This window comes from Psittacicella gerlachiana, assembly GCF_003585965.1.
Classification (GTDB): domain Bacteria; phylum Pseudomonadota; class Gammaproteobacteria; order Enterobacterales; family Psittacicellaceae; genus Psittacicella; species Psittacicella gerlachiana.
In genome coordinates this window covers 1-1352 of the sequence record NZ_NRJF01000105.1, presented here as the reverse complement: position 1 = coordinate 1352, position 1352 = coordinate 1, and the positions used below count along the sequence as shown (strand labels likewise).

Annotated in this window: 1 protein-coding gene; it reads right to left on the bottom strand. The window is 31.8% G+C overall.

Going from position 1 to position 1352, the window contains the following annotated elements; genetic code table 11:
• Positions 1-267: 267 nt before the first annotated feature.
• Positions 268-1269: a 2-hydroxyacid dehydrogenase gene (locus CKF59_RS04155; RefSeq protein WP_119534716.1), complete on the bottom strand. Its 1002-nt coding sequence runs from the start codon at positions 1267-1269 to the stop codon at positions 268-270.
• Positions 1270-1352 lie beyond the last annotated feature (83 nt).

Below are 1352 nucleotides of genomic sequence, written 5' to 3'. Positions count from 1 at the left end.
ATCTTAAAACCACTAAAATTAAATTTCATCAAAAATAAGCCTCTTTAGTTGTCCAAAAACTCAAATAAAAAAACTATCATTTGTTAGTTTTTTTTATAAGCAAGAATTACTCTAAAATTTACCTTCGCGAAGAAGATTGATCATGCCTAAATTCCTTTATCCAATGAGGAATGAGATCAGAATTCTCACAAAATTTATTCTTTATGAACATAAAGTAAGCCTCTAGAAATCTTTTTCTAGAGGCTTACTTTATGTCTATCTAATAAATTAGTTTAATACTGTATTTGTTGCTTTACCTGTTTCAACTACTTCTTTAATGTTGCTTAAAGTTGTATTTGAAATTGAAGTTAAAGCTTCTTCAGTTAAGAATGCTTGGTGACCAGTTAATAATACACGTGGGTTCATAATTAAACGTGTGTATAAGTCATCTTTAAGAACTTCGTTAGATAAGTCTTTAAAGAATAATGCTGACTCATATTCATAAACATCTAAACCTAAACCACGTAATTTACCTGAAGCTAAAGCTTCTAAAGCATCTTCAGTATTTAATAAACCACCACGGCTTGAGTTAATTAAGATCACACCATCTTTCATTTTTGCGAAAGCTTCTTTATTTAAGAAGTGAGTGTTTTCTTTGAATAATGGACAGTGAACTGAGATTACATCTGAAACTTTGTATAGTTCATCAAAGTCAACATATTCTGCACCAGCGTCGATCGCTGCTTGGTTTTGGTAAGGGTCAACACAAACTACGCGCATACCTAAACCACGTAAAATACGAATCATCGCTAAACCGATTTTACCTGTACCAATAACTCCAGCAGTTTTACCGTATAAACAAATACCTGTTAGGTTTTCTAAGTTGAAGTTAGCATCTTTAGTACGGTTATACGCTTTGTGTGTATTACGGTTTAAAGTAAATAATAATGCTGCAGCGTGCTCTGCAACTGATTCAGGTGAATAAGCTGGTACACGTACTACTTGGAAACCTAATTCTTTAGCTGCTTCTAAATCTACGTTATTGAATCCAGCACAACGTAAAGCTACGATTTTAACACCTTTAGCTTTTAAAGCTTCTAAAACTGGACGTGATGCATCATCATTAACGAAAATACATACTACATCTTGACCTGCTTCTAAAAGATCAACCGTGCTAAGATCTAAACGTTGTTCTACATAAGAAATGTTGTAGTTAAAGTTACTTTCAACATTTACTTTATCAAAAAATTCTTTATCGTAAGATTTTGAGCTAAAAAGAGTAATGTTCATGAATTAAACTCCAATGTGTTTGTCAATTTGGCGTTATTATACCGCATTTATAAAATAAGTTCACATAAGTTTTATATAACTTC

Excerpts from the sequence above, each read along its gene's own strand:
- CKF59_RS04155 (WP_119534716.1), bottom strand. The coding sequence starts at position 1,269 with ATGAACATTACTCTTTTTAGCTCAAAATCTTACGATAAAGAATTTTTT.